Annotated in this window: 21 protein-coding genes, 1 tRNA gene and 1 pseudogene; 10 read left to right on the top strand and 13 right to left on the bottom strand. The window is 65.7% G+C overall.

What is annotated here, in order from left to right:
- Positions 1-1,893: a bacterio-opsin activator domain-containing protein gene (locus C486_RS14305; protein WP_008457298.1), complete on the bottom strand. Its 1,893-nt coding sequence runs from the start codon at positions 1,891-1,893 to the stop codon at positions 1-3.
- Between the two features lie 104 nt (positions 1,894-1,997).
- Between C486_RS14305 and C486_RS14300 the strand changes: the two genes are divergently transcribed.
- Both C486_RS14300 and C486_RS14290 read left to right on the top strand, forming a co-directional pair.
- The gene (locus C486_RS14300; RefSeq protein ID WP_008457297.1) at positions 1,998-2,189 is read left to right on the top strand and encodes an HVO_0649 family zinc finger protein; all 192 of its coding nucleotides are present in this window, start codon (positions 1,998-2,000) and stop codon (positions 2,187-2,189) included.
- A 388-nt stretch (positions 2,190-2,577) separates the two neighbouring features.
- Positions 2,578-3,882 carry a hypothetical protein gene (locus C486_RS14290; protein WP_008457295.1) on the top strand — a complete coding sequence of 435 codons (1,305 nt, stop codon included), beginning with the start codon at positions 2,578-2,580 and terminating at the stop codon, positions 3,880-3,882.
- A gap of 63 nt (positions 3,883-3,945) precedes the next feature.
- Here C486_RS14290 and C486_RS14285 read toward each other — a convergent pair whose 3' ends face one another.
- The gene (locus C486_RS14285) at positions 3,946-4,509 is read right to left on the bottom strand and encodes an NUDIX hydrolase (protein WP_008457294.1); all 564 of its coding nucleotides are present in this window, start codon (positions 4,507-4,509) and stop codon (positions 3,946-3,948) included.
- Positions 4,510-4,695: 186 nt separating this feature from the next.
- Here C486_RS14285 and C486_RS14280 point away from each other — a divergent pair, with 186 nt between their 5' ends.
- Complete coding sequence (locus C486_RS14280) at positions 4,696-4,971, top strand: PadR family transcriptional regulator (protein WP_006187123.1); 276 nt, start codon at positions 4,696-4,698, stop codon at positions 4,969-4,971.
- Between the two features lie 79 nt (positions 4,972-5,050).
- Here C486_RS14280 and C486_RS14275 read toward each other — a convergent pair whose 3' ends face one another.
- From C486_RS14275 to C486_RS14265, 3 genes are all read right to left on the bottom strand, one after another.
- Positions 5,051-5,305 carry a DUF7511 domain-containing protein gene (locus tag C486_RS14275; RefSeq protein WP_007107924.1) on the bottom strand — a complete coding sequence of 85 codons (255 nt, stop codon included), beginning with the start codon at positions 5,303-5,305 and terminating at the stop codon, positions 5,051-5,053.
- 161 nt (positions 5,306-5,466) lie between these two features.
- Positions 5,467-6,195, bottom strand: a complete 729-nt coding sequence (locus C486_RS14270; RefSeq protein WP_008457293.1) for a hypothetical protein — start codon at positions 6,193-6,195, stop codon at positions 5,467-5,469.
- Between the two features lie 71 nt (positions 6,196-6,266).
- Positions 6,267-6,551, bottom strand: a complete 285-nt coding sequence (locus C486_RS14265) for a hypothetical protein (RefSeq protein ID WP_049910592.1) — start codon at positions 6,549-6,551, stop codon at positions 6,267-6,269.
- Positions 6,552-6,730: 179 nt separating this feature from the next.
- On the opposite strand from C486_RS14265, the gene C486_RS14260 reads away from it, so the two are divergent.
- The 3 genes from C486_RS14260 (at position 6,731) to C486_RS14250 (ending at position 10,066) form a co-directional block, all read left to right on the top strand.
- Positions 6,731-7,120 carry a PPOX class F420-dependent oxidoreductase gene (locus C486_RS14260; protein WP_008457291.1) on the top strand — a complete coding sequence of 130 codons (390 nt, stop codon included), beginning with the start codon at positions 6,731-6,733 and terminating at the stop codon, positions 7,118-7,120.
- 483 nt (positions 7,121-7,603) lie between these two features.
- Complete coding sequence (locus tag C486_RS14255) at positions 7,604-9,718, top strand: hypothetical protein (protein ID WP_008457290.1); 2,115 nt, start codon at positions 7,604-7,606, stop codon at positions 9,716-9,718.
- A 138-nt stretch (positions 9,719-9,856) separates the two neighbouring features.
- The gene (locus C486_RS14250; protein ID WP_008457284.1) at positions 9,857-10,066 is read left to right on the top strand and encodes a hypothetical protein; all 210 of its coding nucleotides are present in this window, start codon (positions 9,857-9,859) and stop codon (positions 10,064-10,066) included.
- 155 nt (positions 10,067-10,221) lie between these two features.
- On the opposite strand, the gene C486_RS14245 is transcribed toward C486_RS14250, so the two are convergent.
- The 4 genes from C486_RS14245 to trmY form a co-directional block, all read right to left on the bottom strand.
- A complete protein-coding gene (locus C486_RS14245) occupies positions 10,222-10,668 on the bottom strand; it encodes a hypothetical protein (RefSeq protein WP_049910591.1) in 447 nt (148 codons plus the stop codon).
- A 55-nt stretch (positions 10,669-10,723) separates the two neighbouring features.
- Positions 10,724-11,971 carry a C39 family peptidase gene (locus C486_RS14240; protein ID WP_008457281.1) on the bottom strand — a complete coding sequence of 416 codons (1,248 nt, stop codon included), beginning with the start codon at positions 11,969-11,971 and terminating at the stop codon, positions 10,724-10,726.
- A gap of 337 nt (positions 11,972-12,308) precedes the next feature.
- Positions 12,309-12,381, bottom strand: a tRNA-Pro gene (locus C486_RS14235).
- A 103-nt stretch (positions 12,382-12,484) separates the two neighbouring features.
- Positions 12,485-13,087, bottom strand: coding sequence for a tRNA (pseudouridine(54)-N(1))-methyltransferase TrmY (gene trmY / locus C486_RS14230; protein ID WP_008457280.1), 603 nt, complete (start codon positions 13,085-13,087; stop codon positions 12,485-12,487).
- A 127-nt stretch (positions 13,088-13,214) separates the two neighbouring features.
- Here trmY and C486_RS14225 point away from each other — a divergent pair, with 127 nt between their 5' ends.
- Positions 13,215-13,532 carry a HalOD1 output domain-containing protein gene (locus tag C486_RS14225; protein ID WP_008457279.1) on the top strand — a complete coding sequence of 106 codons (318 nt, stop codon included), beginning with the start codon at positions 13,215-13,217 and terminating at the stop codon, positions 13,530-13,532.
- A gap of 31 nt (positions 13,533-13,563) precedes the next feature.
- Here the strand turns inward: C486_RS14225 and C486_RS14220 are convergent, their stop codons facing one another.
- Positions 13,564-14,115, bottom strand: a complete 552-nt coding sequence (locus C486_RS14220; protein WP_049888580.1) for a metal-dependent hydrolase — start codon at positions 14,113-14,115, stop codon at positions 13,564-13,566.
- 109 nt (positions 14,116-14,224) lie between these two features.
- On the opposite strand from C486_RS14220, the gene C486_RS14215 reads away from it, so the two are divergent.
- Positions 14,225-14,410: an HVO_A0556 family zinc finger protein gene (locus C486_RS14215; protein ID WP_008457277.1), complete on the top strand. Its 186-nt coding sequence runs from the start codon at positions 14,225-14,227 to the stop codon at positions 14,408-14,410.
- A 363-nt stretch (positions 14,411-14,773) separates the two neighbouring features.
- Here the strand turns inward: C486_RS14215 and C486_RS14210 are convergent, their stop codons facing one another.
- The 3 genes from C486_RS14210 to C486_RS14200 form a co-directional block, all read right to left on the bottom strand.
- A complete protein-coding gene (locus tag C486_RS14210; RefSeq protein WP_008457271.1) occupies positions 14,774-14,962 on the bottom strand; it encodes a hypothetical protein in 189 nt (62 codons plus the stop codon).
- A gap of 7 nt (positions 14,963-14,969) precedes the next feature.
- The gene (locus C486_RS14205; protein WP_008457269.1) at positions 14,970-15,161 is read right to left on the bottom strand and encodes a DUF7511 domain-containing protein; all 192 of its coding nucleotides are present in this window, start codon (positions 15,159-15,161) and stop codon (positions 14,970-14,972) included.
- A 292-nt stretch (positions 15,162-15,453) separates the two neighbouring features.
- On the bottom strand, positions 15,454-16,569 hold the full coding sequence (locus C486_RS14200) for a S1C family serine protease (RefSeq protein ID WP_008457267.1): 1,116 nt from the start codon (positions 16,567-16,569) through the stop codon (positions 15,454-15,456).
- Positions 16,570-16,715: 146 nt separating this feature from the next.
- Between C486_RS14200 and C486_RS14195 the strand changes: the two genes are divergently transcribed.
- Positions 16,716-18,065, top strand: coding sequence for a tRNA pseudouridine(54/55) synthase Pus10 (locus C486_RS14195; RefSeq protein ID WP_008457265.1), 1,350 nt, complete (start codon positions 16,716-16,718; stop codon positions 18,063-18,065).
- A gap of 238 nt (positions 18,066-18,303) precedes the next feature.
- Positions 18,304-18,602: pseudogene (gene rnhB / locus C486_RS14190) on the top strand (ribonuclease HII); the annotation flags it as partial.

Genomic DNA, 18,602 nt, shown 5'->3' with positions numbered 1-18,602 from the left:
CTACGCGTCCCCGAAGAAGGCTCGACACAGTTTCGCCTCGGCCGTCCGCAGGTGTTCGTGGAAGGTCGGTCGGGAGACGCCCATCGACTGGGCCAGTTCCTCCCCGGTCGTCGGCCGCGGCCACTCGAAGTAGCCGCCGAGATACGCCCGCTGTAGCGCGCCGAACTGACGATCGGTCAGCGCCTCCTCGAGACGGGCGGCGAACTCCTGGCGGGTCTCGCTGTCGGGCTCGCGCTGCTGGAACGAGAGGACATCGGTCCCGTCGTAGCGGTCTTCGACGGCCTCGACGACCGAACGCACGTTCGCCGAGCGCGGAATCTCGAGCGTGACGCGTGCGCGACCGGCCTCGGCGTCGATGGCCTTCGTGCGGACGCCGCGCTCGGAGAGCCAGCCGACGAGGTCCTCCCCGCCGGTTACCTCCACGAGACACTCCTCGTCGCGCTCGACGACGATGCGACAGTCGGCGTCGGCCAGTTCGTCGGCGGCTGCGGTGATCTCGTCGGCACTCGCGCCGGTAACGGTAAACAACGATGCCGTCTCGTCGTCCGTTCGGTGAACCGACCGGCTGTACTCGAGACGACAGTCGGCCGCCGCCGAGAGGGCGACCGGCGGAAGGGTGCGGTCGGTCAGTTCGAGCTCGACGGCGACGACGGCATCGGTCGCGAGCATGCGGCTCGTCTCGCGGGCGTTGACGCCGCTGGCGACCGCGCGGGCGAGCGCGGAGAGGATCACCGTTTCGCGGTCGTCGATCGCTCGCTCCGTCCGTATCGTCACCACGCCGTACTCGATCCCGTTGTACGACAGCGGAAACGCGGCGCGCGTCAGTCCGTCGGCGGTATCGACGGCCGGATCGGTCGTCGCGAGCGCCTCGGCGGCGGGGTGGCCGGTATCGGTTGCAACGGTCCCCCCGTCGGGTCCGTCGCCGACGCTCGAGCGGATGTCGATCGTCCCGGTCGCGGGGTTGCGCTCGCCGATCCAGACCCCGTCGTAGGCGTCCTCCGCGGCGATCCGCGCACAGACCTCGCGCTCGAGTTCCGAGCGGTCGGTCGAGCCCGCGACGACGGCGGTAACGTCCTGAATGAGCCCCTCGACGCGATCGAGGATGTACTGGAGTTCCTCGGTCTGTCGCTCGAGCGCGAGTTCGGCCTCCTTGCGCGCTGTGATGTCGTTCTGGAAGCCGACGTAGTTGGTCACGCGGCCGTCCTCGTCCCGAACGGGAGCGATCGTGACCTCGTTCCAGAACTCGGTGCCGTCCTTGCGGTAGTTCTTGAGTTCGACGGTGACGGGCCGATCCTCGTCAATGGCCGCCGCCATTTCGGCGATCGCTGCCTCGTCGGAGTCTTCGCCCTGGAGGAACCGACAGTTCCGGCCGACGACTTCGTCGAATTCGTAGCCGGTCATCTCCTCGTAGGCCTCGTTGACGTACACCAGCGGGTTGTCCTCGCGGTCCGGGTCGGAGATGGTGATCCCGACGGGGGCCTCCTCGAGCGCGCGGTCTTTCACCAGTCGATCGCTCGCGCCCGAGCGGGAGTTACCCACGCTCTCGGCGGTGGCGTCGGCGCTCGTCCCCTCGCGCTCGAACGTCAGCGTCGCGCCGCTCGCCCCGCGGTGGATACGGACGCGCTCTCGGTGGTCCGCCAGGTCGACTTGCCGGGCGGTACCGACGGTCGTCTCGTCGATCGCCGTTGCGAGGCGGGTCCAGCGCGTCCCGAGCGCGGTCGCCGCTTCGCGGTCGGCGTCGCCGAGTTCGAAGGCGTCGCGAGCGGCCTCGTTCGCGTACGTGATCGTTCCCTCGGTAACTGCGACGACCGGATCGACCACGTGCTCGAGGGCGCGGGCCGCCGCTGCGGCGTCGTCGACGGGGCGACCGCGCTCCGTGTCGACATCGTCCATATGCCCTCTACGGATGGCTGCCTAAGAACCGTTGTGATCGGTCAACGGTCGAGCCGGGAATCCGGCGGAACAATGTTATATAGTGTCGTGGTGTATACTAACATATGTCGGTGCATCGGTCACCGTTCGAGCGGCTCCGCGAGAAGTTCGACGAGTCGGACCTCCGCTGTCCGGCCTGCGGATACGTCGACACGGAGGGTGGGTGGCGTGTCACCACCTCGGGCGGGCGAGTCCGCTATCAGTTCGTCTGTCCCACCTGCAACGCCGTCGAGACGCGAGAGCTCCGGCTCGGGTAACGGACCCGTCCGCTTGGCCACAGCCTCGAGCGACCGTGCCGGAACCCGGTCGGCAGGACGAGCCGCCGGTCTCGCCCGAACGGGCCTGCAACTCAGCAGTCGGTGCCGTTTCACCACGATAACCGATACTTTGCATCCGGAGGGGACGGTAACCGATCGCTGTGGAATCGGTCGACGTGCGATCCGGTCTCGGACGGCCGTGCAACGGGAGACGGCGCGATACCGGCGTGTCGGTTCCGCTCGACTCCCGGCGGGCGTGGCGATCGAACGAGGGACGACGGGGTCGGCCGTACCCGCTCGATCTCGTGCCCGAAACATCGATTTTCCCGTCGGTAATGCCGTAACAGTCTGCCCGTTTTAGCCCCGCGACGATCCTACCCCGGCGCGCATGGTTTCACGATCGCAACACATCGGCGTCGCGTTCGTCGCGCTGCTGGTTCTGCTCTCGGGGGGTCCCGCCCTCGTCGGTGGAGCGACCACGGACACAGCCGCGAACGACGCCGGAGACATGAGCGACACGAGCGCAACGCTCGAGAACGTACAGGTCAGCACGCTCGAACTCGAAAACATAACCGTCGAAAACGCAACGATCGAGGAGCTCAGTGTCCAACAGCTGGACATCCAGGACAGCGAGCAGCTCGAGGAACTGAACGAGTCGGCGGGCAACCAGTCCGCGGCCGGTAACCAGTCCGAGACCAGCGGCGTCACGATCTCGAACGTCTCCCTCGATTCGCTCGCGCTCGAGAACGTCTCGATCACCGACCTCGAGACGGACGGTGGCATCGACGGGGCCAACGAGAGTGAGGGCGACAACGAGAGCGCCGCCGCGACCGACAACGAATCGGCGGACGGCATCGAACAGGTGCTCAGCGAAGACGCCGATACCGTGGCGGTTCAGAACATGACGATCGAGTCGATGACCGCCGATCGGTTGATGATCGAGGACCTCACCGTCGAGGACGGCGACGGGGGAATCCTCTCGGGCATCTCCGATTTCGTCAGCGGTCTGTTCGGCGGTGACGGCGATGGCGGCGGCGAGACGAACGAAAGCACCGCCGACGAGAACGAAAGTACCGGGGAGACGAACGAAAGCACCGAGATGATCGAGTCGCTGACCGTCGAGGAGTTCGACGTCGATGAGATCACGTTCGAATCGATGACCATCGGCACGCTCGATCGGGTTGACGACGGGGAGACGGCCCAAGAAGCAAACGAGACGGCCGACAACGAGTCAGAAGCGAGCAACCAGATGGGCGGCATATTCAACCAGACCGACGACAACGAGTCCGAAGACGGTAACCAGACGGATAGCATATTCAACCAGACCGACGACAACGAGTCCGAAGACGGTAACCAGACGGATGGCATATTCAACCAGACCGACGACAACGAGTCCGAAGACGGCACCCAGACGGACGACATAGCCAACGAGACGGCCGACAACGAGACGACCGAAACCGCAGTCGACGACGCCGAGATGACCGAGGGTGAGACGATTTCGTCGCTCTCGGCGAGTTCGATGATGGTCGAAAGCAGCAACGTGAGTACGGTTTCGGTCGGTGAAACCGAGGGCGTCCAAGCGGCACTCGAGCAGCAAGGCGACGACAACGCGTCGGTAACCGAAACGGGCAACGAAAGCACGAACGAAACCGATAATGGGGGCAACGAAAGCGACGGAGCCATACTCGGCTGATCGAACCGGATCGATCGCGTGACCCAGTGACGGTCGGCGGTATCGAACGCCGGACACCGTTCGCTACGCCGACCCGTCTCCGTCGTCGAAGAGCCGATAGTACGAGAGGGCAAGCACCGTCCGCCCGTCACGGATCTCGCCGTCGGCCACCGCATCGGTCAGGTCGGCGAGCGACCGCGTCCGCACGCGAATGCTCTCGTTGTGGTCGAGTCGCTGTTCGGCGGTCGGCCGGCAGCCGTGAGCGACGAAGACGTGCAAGACGGCGTCCGCGATCCCGTTGGCCGGTTCGACGGTGACGAGCTGCTCCAGCGTCTCGGCCTCGTGGCCGGTCTCCTCGGCGAGTTCCCGGCGCGCAGCCGTCTCGAGATCGTCGTCATCCGGTTCGGTGCCGCCGACGGGGAGTCCGTGGCTGATCCGTGAGACGGCCTGTCGCCACTCGTCGATGCAGACGACATCGCCGTCGGGGGTAAACGGCAAGATGCAGACGCTGGCCGGCTCCGAGAGGTAGTCGAACTCGCCGTCGGAGCCGTCGGGATACCGAACGGACTCGTTAACGACATCGAACCCCGGACAGGAGTAGGCTACCCGTCGCTCGCGCGTCTCCCAGGCGAGTGGATCGGTTGGCATACCCGCCAGTACGGCGGTGCCCGTCAAAAACGCCGCGTCACGCGGGCGGACTCGAGAGGAGCGACTCCCCCCTCGAGCCGCGGGCCCAGCGGGAGCCTACGCGGTGCGTTCCGACTCGCGAGCGCCACGTACCAGCTCTATAACAAAGCCACGGAGCCGTGACCGTCGTCATTCAGAGGGTGATCCATGGACCAGCTAACTGGCTTCCAGCGTGATTTGTTGTACGTGATCGCAGGGAAAGACCGACCGTCGGGGCAGGAGATTCTCGACGACATCAATAGCTACATCGAGCAGCCGGTCACGCACGGCCGGCTGTATCCGAACCTCGATACGCTCGTCGAGACGGATCTCGTCGAGAAAGGCGAACTCGACCGGCGGACGAACTACTACGCGCTGACGCCGAAAGGCAGACGCGCGTTGCAGCGCCGTCAGGAGTGGGTCGACCAGTACGTCGACGTGTAGCTCCTGACCGTGTTCTTTCGATGGCGAGACCGCAAAGCGCATCGCTTCGCGTCAGGGTCTCCGGCGGACCCAGTCGCCGTCAGCGAGCGTCGTCGAGATCGACGACCGTCTCCAGATCCGCAGTGAGCCAGGCGTTCAGCTTCTCGTCGGTGGAGCCGTTACGGGGAACGAGCGTACAGCGATCGTTTCCGGACTGGTAGCGGACGACGATCGCGTCGAACAGCATCGGCCCCGCGGGATCGGTTTCGTCGGTTTCGGCCGCGTACTCGTGGGCAGTTCCCTCATCGGCGTGGGTCGGGCCATCCATGATAATCCAGGCGACCGTCGTCGCCACCGTCTACTAGGTCCAGACGGTACAAAACGGCTACTAGTTTCGGTATAGAGCGTTCGGGTTCGCTCGGTATCCCTGCGAAACGCGGCCGCGACCGTCGGGGCCGATGCCGACCGAAGTGATGGCGACACAGGCGTCTCTGACAGTCCACCACGCCGTGGCGATTAGACGTCGGCGAAGCTGACGCCCTCGAGATCCGCCTCGAGAGCGGTGACGTGATCGTTGAAGTCGGCGACGAAGGCGGGAACGTCGTCGGCCAGTCGGCGTACCTCCGGAGCCGCCGGCGGGCCGTACTGCGAGAGCAGGTAAACGCCGTCGGAGCCGCCGACCCGCAGATAGGACGCGCGGTCGTCCTCCCACTTCAGTTCCCAGCGGGTGCCCGAGATCGTCGTCGCATAGGTCCCGTACGTGCCGTCGTACCGGTGGAGTTGGCTCGCCATCGCGTCACAGACATCGCGAACCCGGTCGACGATCCGGTCCCGTTCGGCCACCAACTCCGCTGTCGATTCGACGGCGGGAAACTCGTCGTCGACATCCGTCAGTAGGCCGTCAAACGAGCGAACGTACTCGTTGTAGGCTTCGACGAACGCGCCGTAGTCGGCCATCGCCCGCTCGAGGGGCTCGGGTTCGGGCGGGTGTTTGCTCGAGACGACGTAGATATCCGCGCCGGATTGCGGGTCGAAGCGGAGGTACTGGACGTCGCCGGCCTCGTACTTGAGCGTCCAACTGCCGGCGTCGGTGGTGAACGTTTCCTGGCCGTAGTCCCCGCCCTGTAAGACGGCGAGTTCCCGCGCGATCTCGCCGGCGTGTGTCCGAACGCGGGCCGCCAGTTCGTCCCGCCGTTCGGCGATCGCGTCCGTCTCCTCGACAGCCGTCTCGAGTCCCTCGGTCATTACTCGAGGAAGGCAGCGAGGACCGGTAACGGTTACGTCCCGTCTCGACGAGCCGAACTCGAGCGCGGACGCTATTCGCTGTCGTTGCTTTCGTTGAACTCGTTCATCCCGGTCTCGTTGGTTTCGTTCGTCTCGTTCATCTCCGTCTCGTTAGACTCGTTCATTCCGGTCTCATTGGTTTCGTTCATCCCCGTCTCGTTAGACTCGTTCATGCCAGTCTCGTTGGTTTCGTTCATCCCCGTCTCGTTTTCGTCTCCGCCGTCTCCTGGTCCGCCACAGCCGGCGATGAGCGCGGTCGAGGCCGCTGCGCCTAGTTTCAGCACTCGTCGACGGGTCGACGGCTGACGATCAGTCATACGCAGGGAGTCAGCGTCGAGGTGTATAAGCCGTCAGCCGACACTTGCGTGGTCGCTGCCGGCCGGGCCGCACCAACCCTCGTCTGCGGGCGATCGATCCGGTGACCTCGAGACCGGTCAGGGTCGGTGGGTGTCGGCAGCAAACACAAGGCCAGGGGTGGCAAAGGAACACGATGGCTATGGCCTCGATACCCGACGATTTCCACGATCTGTTCGAGAAGAAGACGTTCGCACACGTCGCGACGTTGACGGCAGACGGACTCCCGCACGTCACGCCGGTGTGGATCGACTACGACGAGGCCGACGACCGACTGTTGATCAACACCGAGCGGGGCCGGCAGAAAGAGCGTAACGTCCGGAACAACCCCGGCGTCGGCGTCAGTATGACCGACCCGGACGACCCCTATCGCTTCCTCTCGGTGATTGGCGAAGTCGACGCCGTCACCACCGACGGCGCTCGCGACCACATCGACGAACTCGCCCGTCGCTACCAGGGCGTCGACGAGTATCAGCCGACGATCCAAACCGAGCGCGTGCTTCTGCGAATCCGGCCGGATCGAGTTCTGTAACGCGTCTCGAGTCGGTCTGTGTCAGTCGACAGCGGTCACCCCTGAACGCCCCCGATCGGGAGCGGCCGATCCGCTCGGGGGTCATCATCCCGACATCGCATTATCGATCGGTTCCGCATTGATAAACCAAAATGCGCGATACGAAATCGACGATGAGGACGACGGGTTACGCTCGGAGAAACAGGCGGAACACCCGCGCACACGCTGGAACCGAAACTGACGACACCGACCCTCGTGACGGTCGCCGAGCGCGTCGGAAGCGACGCCTCTCGGCCCGACACGTGAACCGGGGACCGAATCGGCGTTTGCGGAAGCAATGCCGCCCGACGAGTGAGCGCTGCTCGAGTGTCCCCTCGAGCGGGCCGGTCTACGGCTTCGTTCGGAGACGGACGGAAGAATTCTTGAGCGGAGCGACTCATGAGATGGTATGTCAGAGGCAGGTGCAGTTGCGGGCGTCGATTCGGCGACGGATCGTGATGGAGCGTGACCGACGAAACGGGGGGCGACATCGATCGGCGAACGATTCTGGGCGCGCTCGCCAGCGCCGGCGGGGCCGCACTCGCCGGCTGTTCGGCGTTCGAACGGGAAGCCGACGGCCGAACGAGTCCGGTTGACGACGAGACGGCGCGGGCGCTGGCGACGCGGTTCGCACCGACGCTGTACTTCGACAGCCACGAATCGTGGTTTCCGACCGATCCACGGCCGTACACCAGCGAACGGGACGGCGAGACGGTCGTCACCGGATTCGATGCCGTCGACGGCTACCACAAACACGACGGCGACGGGAGCCCGCCGAACCCGACCGTCTTCTATCACGCCGTCGAGTACGAGTCGTCGCCGCTGGCCGTCGTCCAGTTCTGGTGTTACTCGGCGTTCGACCAGTTCACGACCAACTTCCACTGGCACGACTGGGAAGTGTTGCACGTCTTCGTCGACACGGAGACCGACGAGCCCCAGCTGTACGTCGCCAGCTCCCATTCGCGGACAGTGCCGAACAACGAGTACCTGGACCCGGATCCCGACATGGTCCCGCGCATCCTCTCGGAACTCGGCTCGCACTCGAGCGCGCTCTCGGTCAACGAGGCGGCCGATCGCTTCCAGCGAGTCGCCGTCGGCGACCTGCTCGCGGACATCACGAACACGGCCATCGAGGGCATCGAAGACCTCGCCGACGTGCCGCTGGCGTACGGTCTACCCCGCGACGAGGGCTCGCGGCTCCCCTATCTCGTCCCGGAGTACGAGGGCGAGCCGATATACGAACACGAACGACTGCCCTCGGTCACGCGCGAGTCGCTGCTCGACGAGGAACTGACAGTGCGGTCGTTCGATGCGGTGACATCGCCGCCGACGGACCTCCCGTCGCGGGAAACGGGACTCGTCTTCCGCCACCACGAGCGGACGGGCGCGGCCGATGCCGACATCGAGTACGACCTCGTCCCGAGTGGTGATCTCGAGCACATCGCGGACTTCACCGGCCCGCAACTGAGTTTCGAGTTTCGTGTCCCGACAGCGGTCGAAGACGCCGTCGCCGGCCACCTCACATCGACGGGGACCCCGTGGAGCCAGCCCCGGTACGACAACCCGGCAGCGGACATCTCTGTCCCGAACCACCGAACGGCGCTGGCCGAGCGCTACGACGCGATCGGCGAGGCAGCCCCGGTCAATACCGTCATCAGCCGCGTCACCGACGTGATCGCGAGCGACGACGCGCCGGCGAACGAGGGGCTGACCACGACCGAGCTCGATCTCGAGGCGGTCGTCCTGCTTGAGAGCGAACCCGAAGCGGTCCCGACGTTCGATGGCATCGCCGTCGCACGGGATATCCCCGCGGGCGACCACCGGGTAACCGTCAACGGTGCGGGACGGGAACCACACAGCGAGCGCGTCACCGTCTCGGACGACGGGGCCCCGACGACGGCGGGCGTCGACGGCGAGATTCCGCTGGTGGCTCGCGATCGGGCGACGAAATTAGTAGTCGGCGACGAACGCGGAACGAGCGACCTCTCGCAGGTGGCCGTCGAGGATGATTTCGCCGGGCGGCTCTACGAGTCGGCAGTTGACGGGCGCGACGCCGTCTACGTCGACCGCGGCGGGGCCTACACGGCCGAGGTACGGGACGCGGACGACGCAATCGGTGCCTATCGGGTCAATCCGGACCCCGACGCCGAATCGGCGGTCCGCATCGAGCGCCCGGAGACCGGCAAAGCGTCCCTCGCGGCGTTCGTCGCCGAAGTTGCCGAAGAGACGAGAGCCGAGATCGCGACGGTCGGCGACGATGACGATGGTGATGGCGATGACGGGACGGAACACGAGGACAGCGGTTCGTCGAACGCCGTCACCGGACTCGAGCGCTCCCTCGCGGCCGTCGTCGACGCCGCCCGGCGAGCCGCCGAGCGGGCGCGCGCCAACGACCGCGGGGCCACCGAGCGGCAACTCGAGACCGTCCTCGAACGCCTCCAACGGGTGGAGGAGCGACTCGCCGAGGCACGGACAGACGTTCCGGCCTCGCTCTCGAACGCGACGGGGAAGCGACTCGAGCAGGCCAGTCGGCGCACCGAGCAGGCGCGGCGGGCCGAGAAACTCTCCGGCGGTCAGTGACGCGGGTCGCTCTCGGGGCGGGCGACACTCGAGACGGGGAACGGATCGCCCCAGGAGCGGCCGGCCATCGGTCAGTCCGACCCGAGAGACTTTCCGACTGGGAACCATTGACAGTGTACTGCGAGTGGGGCCATCGCCGTGACACGATCGGACGAAGACAAGACGAAGGCGGCCGGTGTCTGTGACTCCTGCAGCGAACTCTTTACCGTGTGGTCGTGTCAGGACGGAACGGTGCGACCGGTGAGTCCCCACAACGCCTGTTCGTGTGACGACCCGTCGTATCGAGTCGTCGAGGAGAACGAGGTCTTCGACGACGATAGCGAGGCCGCCGGAGCGAACGCGGAGTAGGACCCGGACGTGTGATCGGATCGCCGAGCGGATCGCTCAGCGAGGGCCATGGGAGAACCGACCGGGCTGTCGACCGATTCGCAGCGGTGGCACCGCGGACGCCAATGCGAAAGAGACGCAGGGGGTGACCGTCCGCAACGGCCGTGATCTCGGGCCTATGAGAGTTCGATCAGCCCCGGTCGGAGCCACACATTCGCGGACAGTCGGTCGATGATGGGTCTAACCAACACCACGACGGAGAGCGCCAGGGCCGCGCCGTACGAGAAGAAATGCCCGAAGTAGACCCCGCCTTCGGTTGGTGCGAGGAGTGTATAGACGGCCAACACAACGGTACCGAGCGTCACGACTGCGACTCCGCCGGCTAGCACGGAGCCGATGCCTACCGTGTCGGCCACGACCGCCAGCAGCGTCGTCCCCGCGAGAGCGAGTGGAACGAGGAAGAACAGGGTCCAGATCAACGCGTCCCGTATCGTTTCGTTCCGGGAGAGAGCGCTTGGGCCGCCGTTAAAAACCAGAAGAACGACCGCGGACCCGAGTACGAGCACTGCCAACGCTACTTCCGTGCGGCGGACTGTAGTGGTGGTTACGAGTGACGAACTCATGTTGGCTGTACTACGTTTATTGGCCGGTTTTATTTTTGGGGTGCTGGACGAGGAGTTACGGAGCGATCGATGTGATGAAAAACGACACCGAAGTCGACGTGAACGTGAGTTCGTTGACGTCACCGTACGTGTCGTGTGTCGTCACATGCAACGACGGCTCGGTAGGGTCCCACCACGAATTGTCGTCTTGCTCGTACCCGACAACGGTCTCCGAGTGACCGACTAGCTCCGGGACCCAGTCCGGCAAGTCGACGTTCCCCGATTCCGCCGAAACTGTCGACGCTTTATCGCCCCAGTAGCTCACGATACACGGCCGCCCCGAGTCGATCTCGTCCATGATCTCCGACCGTCGTCCGTGGTAGGTGTTGTGTGCAGCGTACGACGAATCGTGGCTCTCGATGCCGTCAGGAATGTTCCACGGCTTGGTCCTTCCTTTGTCATCCGTGCCCATCTCATCGGCCAACTCATCCATGAGATCGCAATCCACTCCCGTGATGTCTTCGTGGTACCCGACGACCATCGACCCGGCGGCGGGCGAGCACCCGATCCAGCCGGCACTGCACACGTCACCGTCCCAGTTCGGGACACCGCTGATACTCTCGCTCGAGGAGGCGCTATACGAGAGCGTCTCGTTTCGGGTCCTGGACTGTCGAATCCCCTGCCACTGTGCCTCGGCCTGCGATGTCTCCATTTTCGAGGGCTCGTCGGGTGGGACATCATCGACAGTAGTGGTGACACCACTGTACAGATCGACGAATACCGGGTGACGGTGACCGTCCGACTGCAGCTCGAGCCCGAACAGCATCGGGTGCTTGTAGACGAATCGGGACGCGTCGGCGTCCGAGCGCTCGACACTATTTCCGGCGATGGTCAGCTCGGCCGCGCGATGCTGAGGGGCCACTCCGGTCCCACAGCGAATCACCGGCGGAAGCCACGGTTGCGCGCCAATTGCGATGTGGCCGACCTCCGTCCCGTCAGTCTCGATCGGGAACACCCACGCGGCCGGGAGATACTCTCGTGCTCCGTTCCGATCGACGGCAGCGTAGAACAGTTCCGGGTCCGCGAGGCCGTTCGGATCGAACTCCGCGAAGTGCTCGTGTCGGCTCTTGTAGTCGACTCTCGCCTTTGCAACCGCTCGTGCGAGGGACTCGGGAATCGCTGCGGTCTCGCCTCGTTGGGTCGACGCCGCCGTAGAGGTGCCCGACAGCGTGACTGCCGCTACCGAAGTTGCACCGACCGCACCGAGTCCTTTCAGAACTGATCGTCGGTCCCTGCTCGAGCGCCACGGTTCGTTTTTCGACATTGCATCAACAACGCCCCACGAATTGGAATTTAAGTCTTTTCACTAAAATAACAATTCGCCGGTTTCGATAGGTCATCGTCGTGCTGCCGGCGACAGCAAGCGGGACCTACCATCAGTATCGCGGACAGCCGGACGACTCGCACGGACCGCGGCTGAACGGTCGGACCGGATCCCGCTCGACATCGTCTGCACCGGAGGAGCGAAAGCGTATCGGCGTGCATTCGACGCACGCAAGAGTCGTTTCGCTCGTCTCACGTGTTCTCGTTCGCGTCGCCCACGGGAACGCGGGTCCGACCGGCCGAAAGCCATGGGCTGGAGGAACGAACGTGGGGAAAAGTGGGCCGGCGCGAATTCGAATCGCGGTTACGGCCACCCGAAGGCCGAAGGATACCAAGCTACCCCACCGGCCCGCATTCTAAGTGTACGCGTCCGATCGTTTAACGCTTCCGGATCGGTCCTCGAACCGCCCGACGGGGCTCCGGTCCCCCGAGCCGTCTTCCACCGAAATCGAGCTCAAAACCGCTCGTACCCGTCCGTATCAAGGAAGTGGTGTGCGACAGTGATCGCCTGATCGGCGTGCAGGAGTTCGGGACCCAGTCGAAGCCGGCGATCGGCGACGGCCTCGAGCAGGTCCGCCTCCTCGGCCGTAAAGTCGTGATGATCCGACAGCACGAAAACCCCGTCCTCGAGCGCGTCCGGGCCGACGTCGACGACCGCCTCGCCGTCCTCATGGAGGTGGACGACCGGGCCATCGGCGGCGAGTTCCTCGAGCGTGCCCTCGAAGCCGCGGCGGTAGACCTCGATCCCCGGACTGGGCTCCGCGGGAAGCGCGCCGATGGCTTCGTCGCGGTGCTCGAGGGCCGTCCGGACCAGCGCGGCGGTGCTGCGCTCGTCGGGGTTGAGCCGCCGGAGGTCGCTCCCGTCGAAAGTAACGGTGAGTTCGTCCTGTGCAACCAGGTGAACGCGGACGGTTTCGCGGATGCCATGAGAGGTGACGAACGCGGCGGTGATCGACCGGCAGAGCGCGTCGAGGCGACCGGCTCCGCCCGCGAGGTCGTCCAGCGAGAAGTCGGGCTCCGTGGGGATGTCGTGACCAATGAGTACGAACTGGCGCATAGGGGTTCAAGGCCGACAGGGGGAATAGCTGCCACGGTTCGCCTCGAGCGGCCCCCGATCGATTCCGCGTCTCGATCGGTGAAAACATCGATAATATATATCTTTGAGTGAGAATAAGTTGCATTTTATGACCCGCTCGAACGGCGAGACGGTGCTCGCGGACGGCGGCCCCCGAGTCAGCGTGACATACGACGAGCCGGCGGCGATCATTCCGACGGTGGTGGACGCGATCGCCGCCGTCGACGACCGGTCGATGGACGATCGGCCGACGCTCTTCGACCGGGTCGAGCCCGAGGCGATGGTCGCCCTGTTCGAACACGCCGCGGCGACCGATCGCGACATCGTTCTCGAGTTCGCGATCGACGAGCATACGATCGTTATCACGAGCGAGGGGACCGTCTCGGTCTACCGAGGCGCGCCAGGTCTCGAGCGGTCGCTCGAGTAGACAGTGCCGGTAGACGGCGGGACGAGAAGCATTACGCGCTCGATCGTCGCCCGGGTCGCCCGTCGAGCAGTCTGAGGCCGGGCAGGCCGTCGCGATACCAGACGAGGACGGCGACGGCGAAGAGACCGAACTGGACCCATTCGTAGGGCCCCAGCGCGTAGTAGTGGAGGATGGCGTCGAGGATGCCGGCGACCGGCACTTCGGGGGGCTGTTCGAGGACCGGCCACAGGAGATAGGCGGCGTGGGCGAACTCCCCCGAAAGGACCGCCGGCGGAACGTCCGCCAGGAGGTGCGAGCAGTAGCCGACAAGGAAGGCAATGCCGACCGCGCGGCCCTCGAGTCGATCCGTGACGAGGAGGACGGCCGGGACGAGGAGGGCGGCGACGAACAGCGAGTGTGCGAGGGTCCGGCCGCCGGGCAAGATGCCGAAGTTCCACGCGAGCGGTTTGTCGATCAGGTCCGGCGTCTGTGAGCCGATGGCGAGCGCGATCGCCGGGACGGCACGTGGCGGCCGCCCGAATCGACGGTGGCTACCGACGGTGTACAACAGGTAGGCAACGGCGAGGTGTCCCCAGGGCCACATCCCGCGGTCGTACATCGGTGATCGGCATAGGCGCTTCGACTCGTCCCGTCTCGCGACGCTGCATAGGCATGGCCAACCGTTTCCCCGCGATCCGGTGTGTGAGCACTGTATGGCGAACTCCGAGTCCGCGGACGCCGGCGGCCGTCAGCAGTTGCTCGCGCTCCTCGAGGGACGAGCCTGTCACCACTGTTCGGACGGCGAACTCGAGCGGGGCCGGTACAAGGACAACAGGGCGATCGTCTGTGATAGCTGCGGAACGCCGCGGGTACAGGTCTGGTCGGCTTCGCTCGACTGAGGTCCCGCGGTCAGTCGGCCGACGGCGGAGCCCGTCGTCCGGCTCCCGCCATTCGTCGGGACTGAACCGCCGCTACCGCTCGAGCGCGCCGATCCAGCGATCGTCGCCATGGACCGCACACCAGTCACGGTGTGCGTCGTAACACCGTGGATCCATTGCTTTGCCGCAGCGACACCAGTGCTGTGTGTCGCCGGGAACCGTTCGGTGGCAGAGTGGGCACCGCGTTTTCATGTGTAGTGGTACCATAACACACTATTTAGCCCTTTGTTACGCAGCAGTGACCCGTCCCGAATCGGGACGGACTGCCGACTCGAGTGGTCTCGGCGTTCGACAGGTCGAAAAGAGAGGGAGACGCGCCCGGAGTTACCGGGATCGCGATCCCGAATAGTCGTGGCCGACGACGAGGGCGAGCGCGTGGATCGATACGAGACCGACGAACAGGGAGAGGCGGCTCAGCGAGTCGATCCCGGCGACGATGACGGGAGGATAGACGACGGGCAGGAGGGTACCGAGCCAGAAGGCGGCAGCCGTAACGGGACGGCTCAGGTGCATCGTCCGCCTACCGCATCGACTCGAGGGCGACGAACGAGTCGTCGTACGCCGCGATCCAGGCGGTCGTCAGTTCGTCCTCGCTGGCCGCATGCGGAAAGAGTGCACACTCGTCGGGGGCGTCGTCGTTCTCGACGATGACGTGATCGAACTCGACAGTCGGTTCCTCACCGTCTGGCGTGTGGCAGTCGGCATCGGTCATGGTGTCTCTGGCGACGGATACTCGCGCCGACGAGTGCTACCGGAGCCACTACTATTGTTATCAAGATGTTAACGGCGCGAATTCGGACGGGAGCGGTCGAGACCGATTCGACTCAACCGGTTCGATCGCTCGGAGAAGAATTCGACCGGTGCTGACGTGTACGCGTTCGCTACGGACCGACTCGGGGTGCGCAACGGCGTACAGACGACGGACCACGGGCTCCCGGACGACGTAACGACATGTTTCGAACGATTGCATCCGGCCCGAGCGCCGTCCGAAAGTCGCCTGCCCGCTACCGCGAGACCGACGGCCGAGCGCCGAGCGTGAGGGTACGGGTGATCGTCTCGTCGTCCCGCCGAAGCCGAACCGAGAGCGTGTCGCCGGGACTGGTCTCGAGTGCGAGGTGCGTCGAAAGCGCATGACGGTCGGGGATCGGTTCGCCGTCCATCGCCAGAATGACATCGCCGCCGACGGGGATCGATTCGCCGCGTCGCTCGATGGCCCGCCGTGACGGCTCGAGGACGCCCGCGGCGGCCGAGCCGTCGACGATGGCGGTAACGAGAACGCCAGTCGCCTCGGGGAGGTCGTTCGCCTCGGCGACGAGTCGATCGACGGACCTGAGTCGGGTCCCCAGATACGAATGGTCGTACGACCCGGACTCGATGAGCGCGGGGACGACGCGCTCCGCGAGCCGTGCCGAGACGGCGAAGCCGAGATTGTCGCCGCCGCCGGCGTTAATCACGCCGATAACTTCCCCCTCGAGATCGACGAGCGGCCCGCCGCTGTTGCCGGGATTGACTGCGGCGTCGGTCTGGATGACGTTCGAGAAGGAGAACTGTCGCTGTGGGATGTCAAGTCTCCGGTCGACGCCGCTGACGATCCCCGCGGACATCGATCCCTCGAGCCCGTAGGGGTTGCCGACCGCAGCGACCTGTTGGCCGACGACGGGGCGGTGCTCGCTCAGGGACAGCGGCGGCACGCCGCTTGGAACGTGATCGACTTCGAGGACGGCCAGATCGCTGTGGTAGTCGCGGCCGACGAGTCTGGTACCGGCCCAGTCGCCGTTGATGTACTGGATGTCGGCCGCGTCGCCGTTGCCGATGACGTGGTCGTTGGTGACGACGTGGGTCTCGTCGTAGAGGAAGCCCGAGCCCTGCCCGCGCCCCTCAACACCGGTGTCGGGGTCCTCGATCCCGAAGACACGGACCTGCGTGACCGATTCGATGATGGCGTTGTAGAGTTCGGTGAACGCCGAGCCAGTCGCGAGATTGTCGTGGTTGGGATCGTACGAGGAGTCCCCTTCGATCGAGCTGTCGGCCTGTGGTTCGGCACAACCGGCCGCAACACCGGCGAGTCCGGCGCTCGCGGCGGCGAGAAAGGAGCGCCGATCCAGTCGGAAATCCTGCATGAGGGGAGATAGGAGCCGATCCATTTGAACGTCCGGACTCACGGCCGGCGCGTTCACGCGGGCGGTGAATCGCAGCCAACGCGGCGATCCCTCGTGCTCCCGGTGAAGGGAAAACGTGTTACCCGCGGCCCCCCGATGCTCGAGACATGATCACGGAAGACGCCCGCGAGTTGCTGGCGACCGGAGCCGTCTGTGACTCCTGTCTGGGGCGGCCCTTCGCCGAGCGGAGTTTCGGGCTGACCAACGCCGAGCGCGGCCGGGCGCTACGGACGACGGTCGCACTCGCCGACGACGATGACTTCGAGTCCACCGACCCCGCGGACTGCTGGGTCTGTGAGGGGTACTGCGGCACGTTCGATGCCGTTGCCGAGACGATCGTCGACGCACTCGAGGGGACCGCGTTCGCCACCTACCAGGTCGGCACCCGCGTCCCGCCGCTGGTCGAGGAGAACGAACGCCTGCTTCGGGAGGACGCCGGCCTCGAGCCCGATGTCGGCGAGTCGATGAAACGCGAACTGAACCGCGAAGTCGGCCGGCGCGTCGGCGCGACGACCGAGACCGAGGTCGACTTCGACCGGCCCGACGTCCTCGCCGTCATCGATCTCGCGGGGTTCGACCCGCTCGAGGCCCTCGAGTCGGACTCCGTCACGGGTCACGCGGTCGACGTCCAGATCAACCCCGCGTTCGTCTACGGCCGCTACCGCAAACTCGAGCGGGACATCCCCCAAACCGAGTGGCCCTGCCGGGAGTGTGGCGGCAGCGGGAGCCAACTTAGCGACGACGGCGAAGAGCCCTGTGACTACTGCGGCGGCTCGGGGTACATGTACGAGACCAGCGTCGAACAGGTCGTCCGCCCGTACGTCGTCGACGCCATGAACGGCGACGAGGGCACGTTCCACGGCGCGGGCCGGGAGGACGTCGACGCCCGCATGCTCGAGGGAGGCCGGCCGTTCGTCCTCGAAGTGAAACGCCCCCGGTTTCGCGATCCCGACCCCGAGGCGCTCGAGGCGGAGATCAACGAGGCCGCCGAGGGTGCGGTCGAGGTCGAGGGGCTCCGGCTGGCGACCTACGAGATGGTCGAGCGCGTCAAGGAACACGACGCGAGCAAACACTACCGGGCCGACGTGGAGTTCGCCGAGCCGGTCGATGAGGATGCCTTCGAGACCGCGCTCGCCGAACTCGAGGGGACGACCGTCGACCAGTATACCCCCGAGCGGGTCGACCACCGGCGGGCGGGACTCACCCGGGAACGGACTGTCTACGGGATCGACGGCGACCTGCGGTCGCCGACCGAGGCCGAAGTACGGCTCCACGGCGAGGGCGGCCTCTACGTGAAAGAACTCATCAGCAGCGACAACGGACGGACGGAGCCGAGTCTGGCGGGCCTGCTCGAGACCGACGCCGAGGTGACGGCGCTGGACGTGACCGGCGTCGAAGGCGAGGACGAGCCGTTCGAGCACGAGGAGTACTTCAGAGACGAGCCGAGCGAACGCTGACGAGGGGCGGACGGCGTCTGGCTCACCCAGCGGGAGTTCGGCCCGTTCTCCGAGACCGCGTTCTTCGCGGTTCACGCCGATCGCTCGGTCTCGGCGTTCGACTGGGAGGACATCGAAGCGATCGTCGCCGACTGCGGTTAGTCGGCGACGAGACGAGCGGCCACGCGGCCGCTAGCTCTGCGATCGGCTACTCGGCCGAGTCACAACCGTTTTGCCTTCGCCCTTCGAGCGGACGGGTATGCCCTTCGGCGTCGACGAAGCGGGAAAAGGCCCGGCCCTGGGATCGATGTTCGCCGCGGCCGTCCATCTCGAGGACCCGGTCGCCCTTCCCGACGGGATCAGGGACTCGAAACGGCTCACGCCCGACCGGCGCGAGGAACTGGCCGCGACGCTACGGGCCGACGATCGCATCGCGATCGGCGTCGCCGAGATCACGCCCGTCCGGATCGATGATCCGGGGACCGACATGAACTCGCTGACGGTCGAAGCGCACGCGACCGCGATCAACGACGCGATCGGAAGTTTCGGGTCGGCTGC

Origin of the sequence: Natrinema gari JCM 14663, assembly GCF_000337175.1 — an archaeon.
Lineage (GTDB): Archaea > Halobacteriota > Halobacteria > Halobacteriales > Natrialbaceae > Natrinema > Natrinema gari.
The sequence above is the reverse complement of the archived record's forward strand: the minus strand, read 5'-3'. Positions and strand labels throughout refer to the sequence as shown.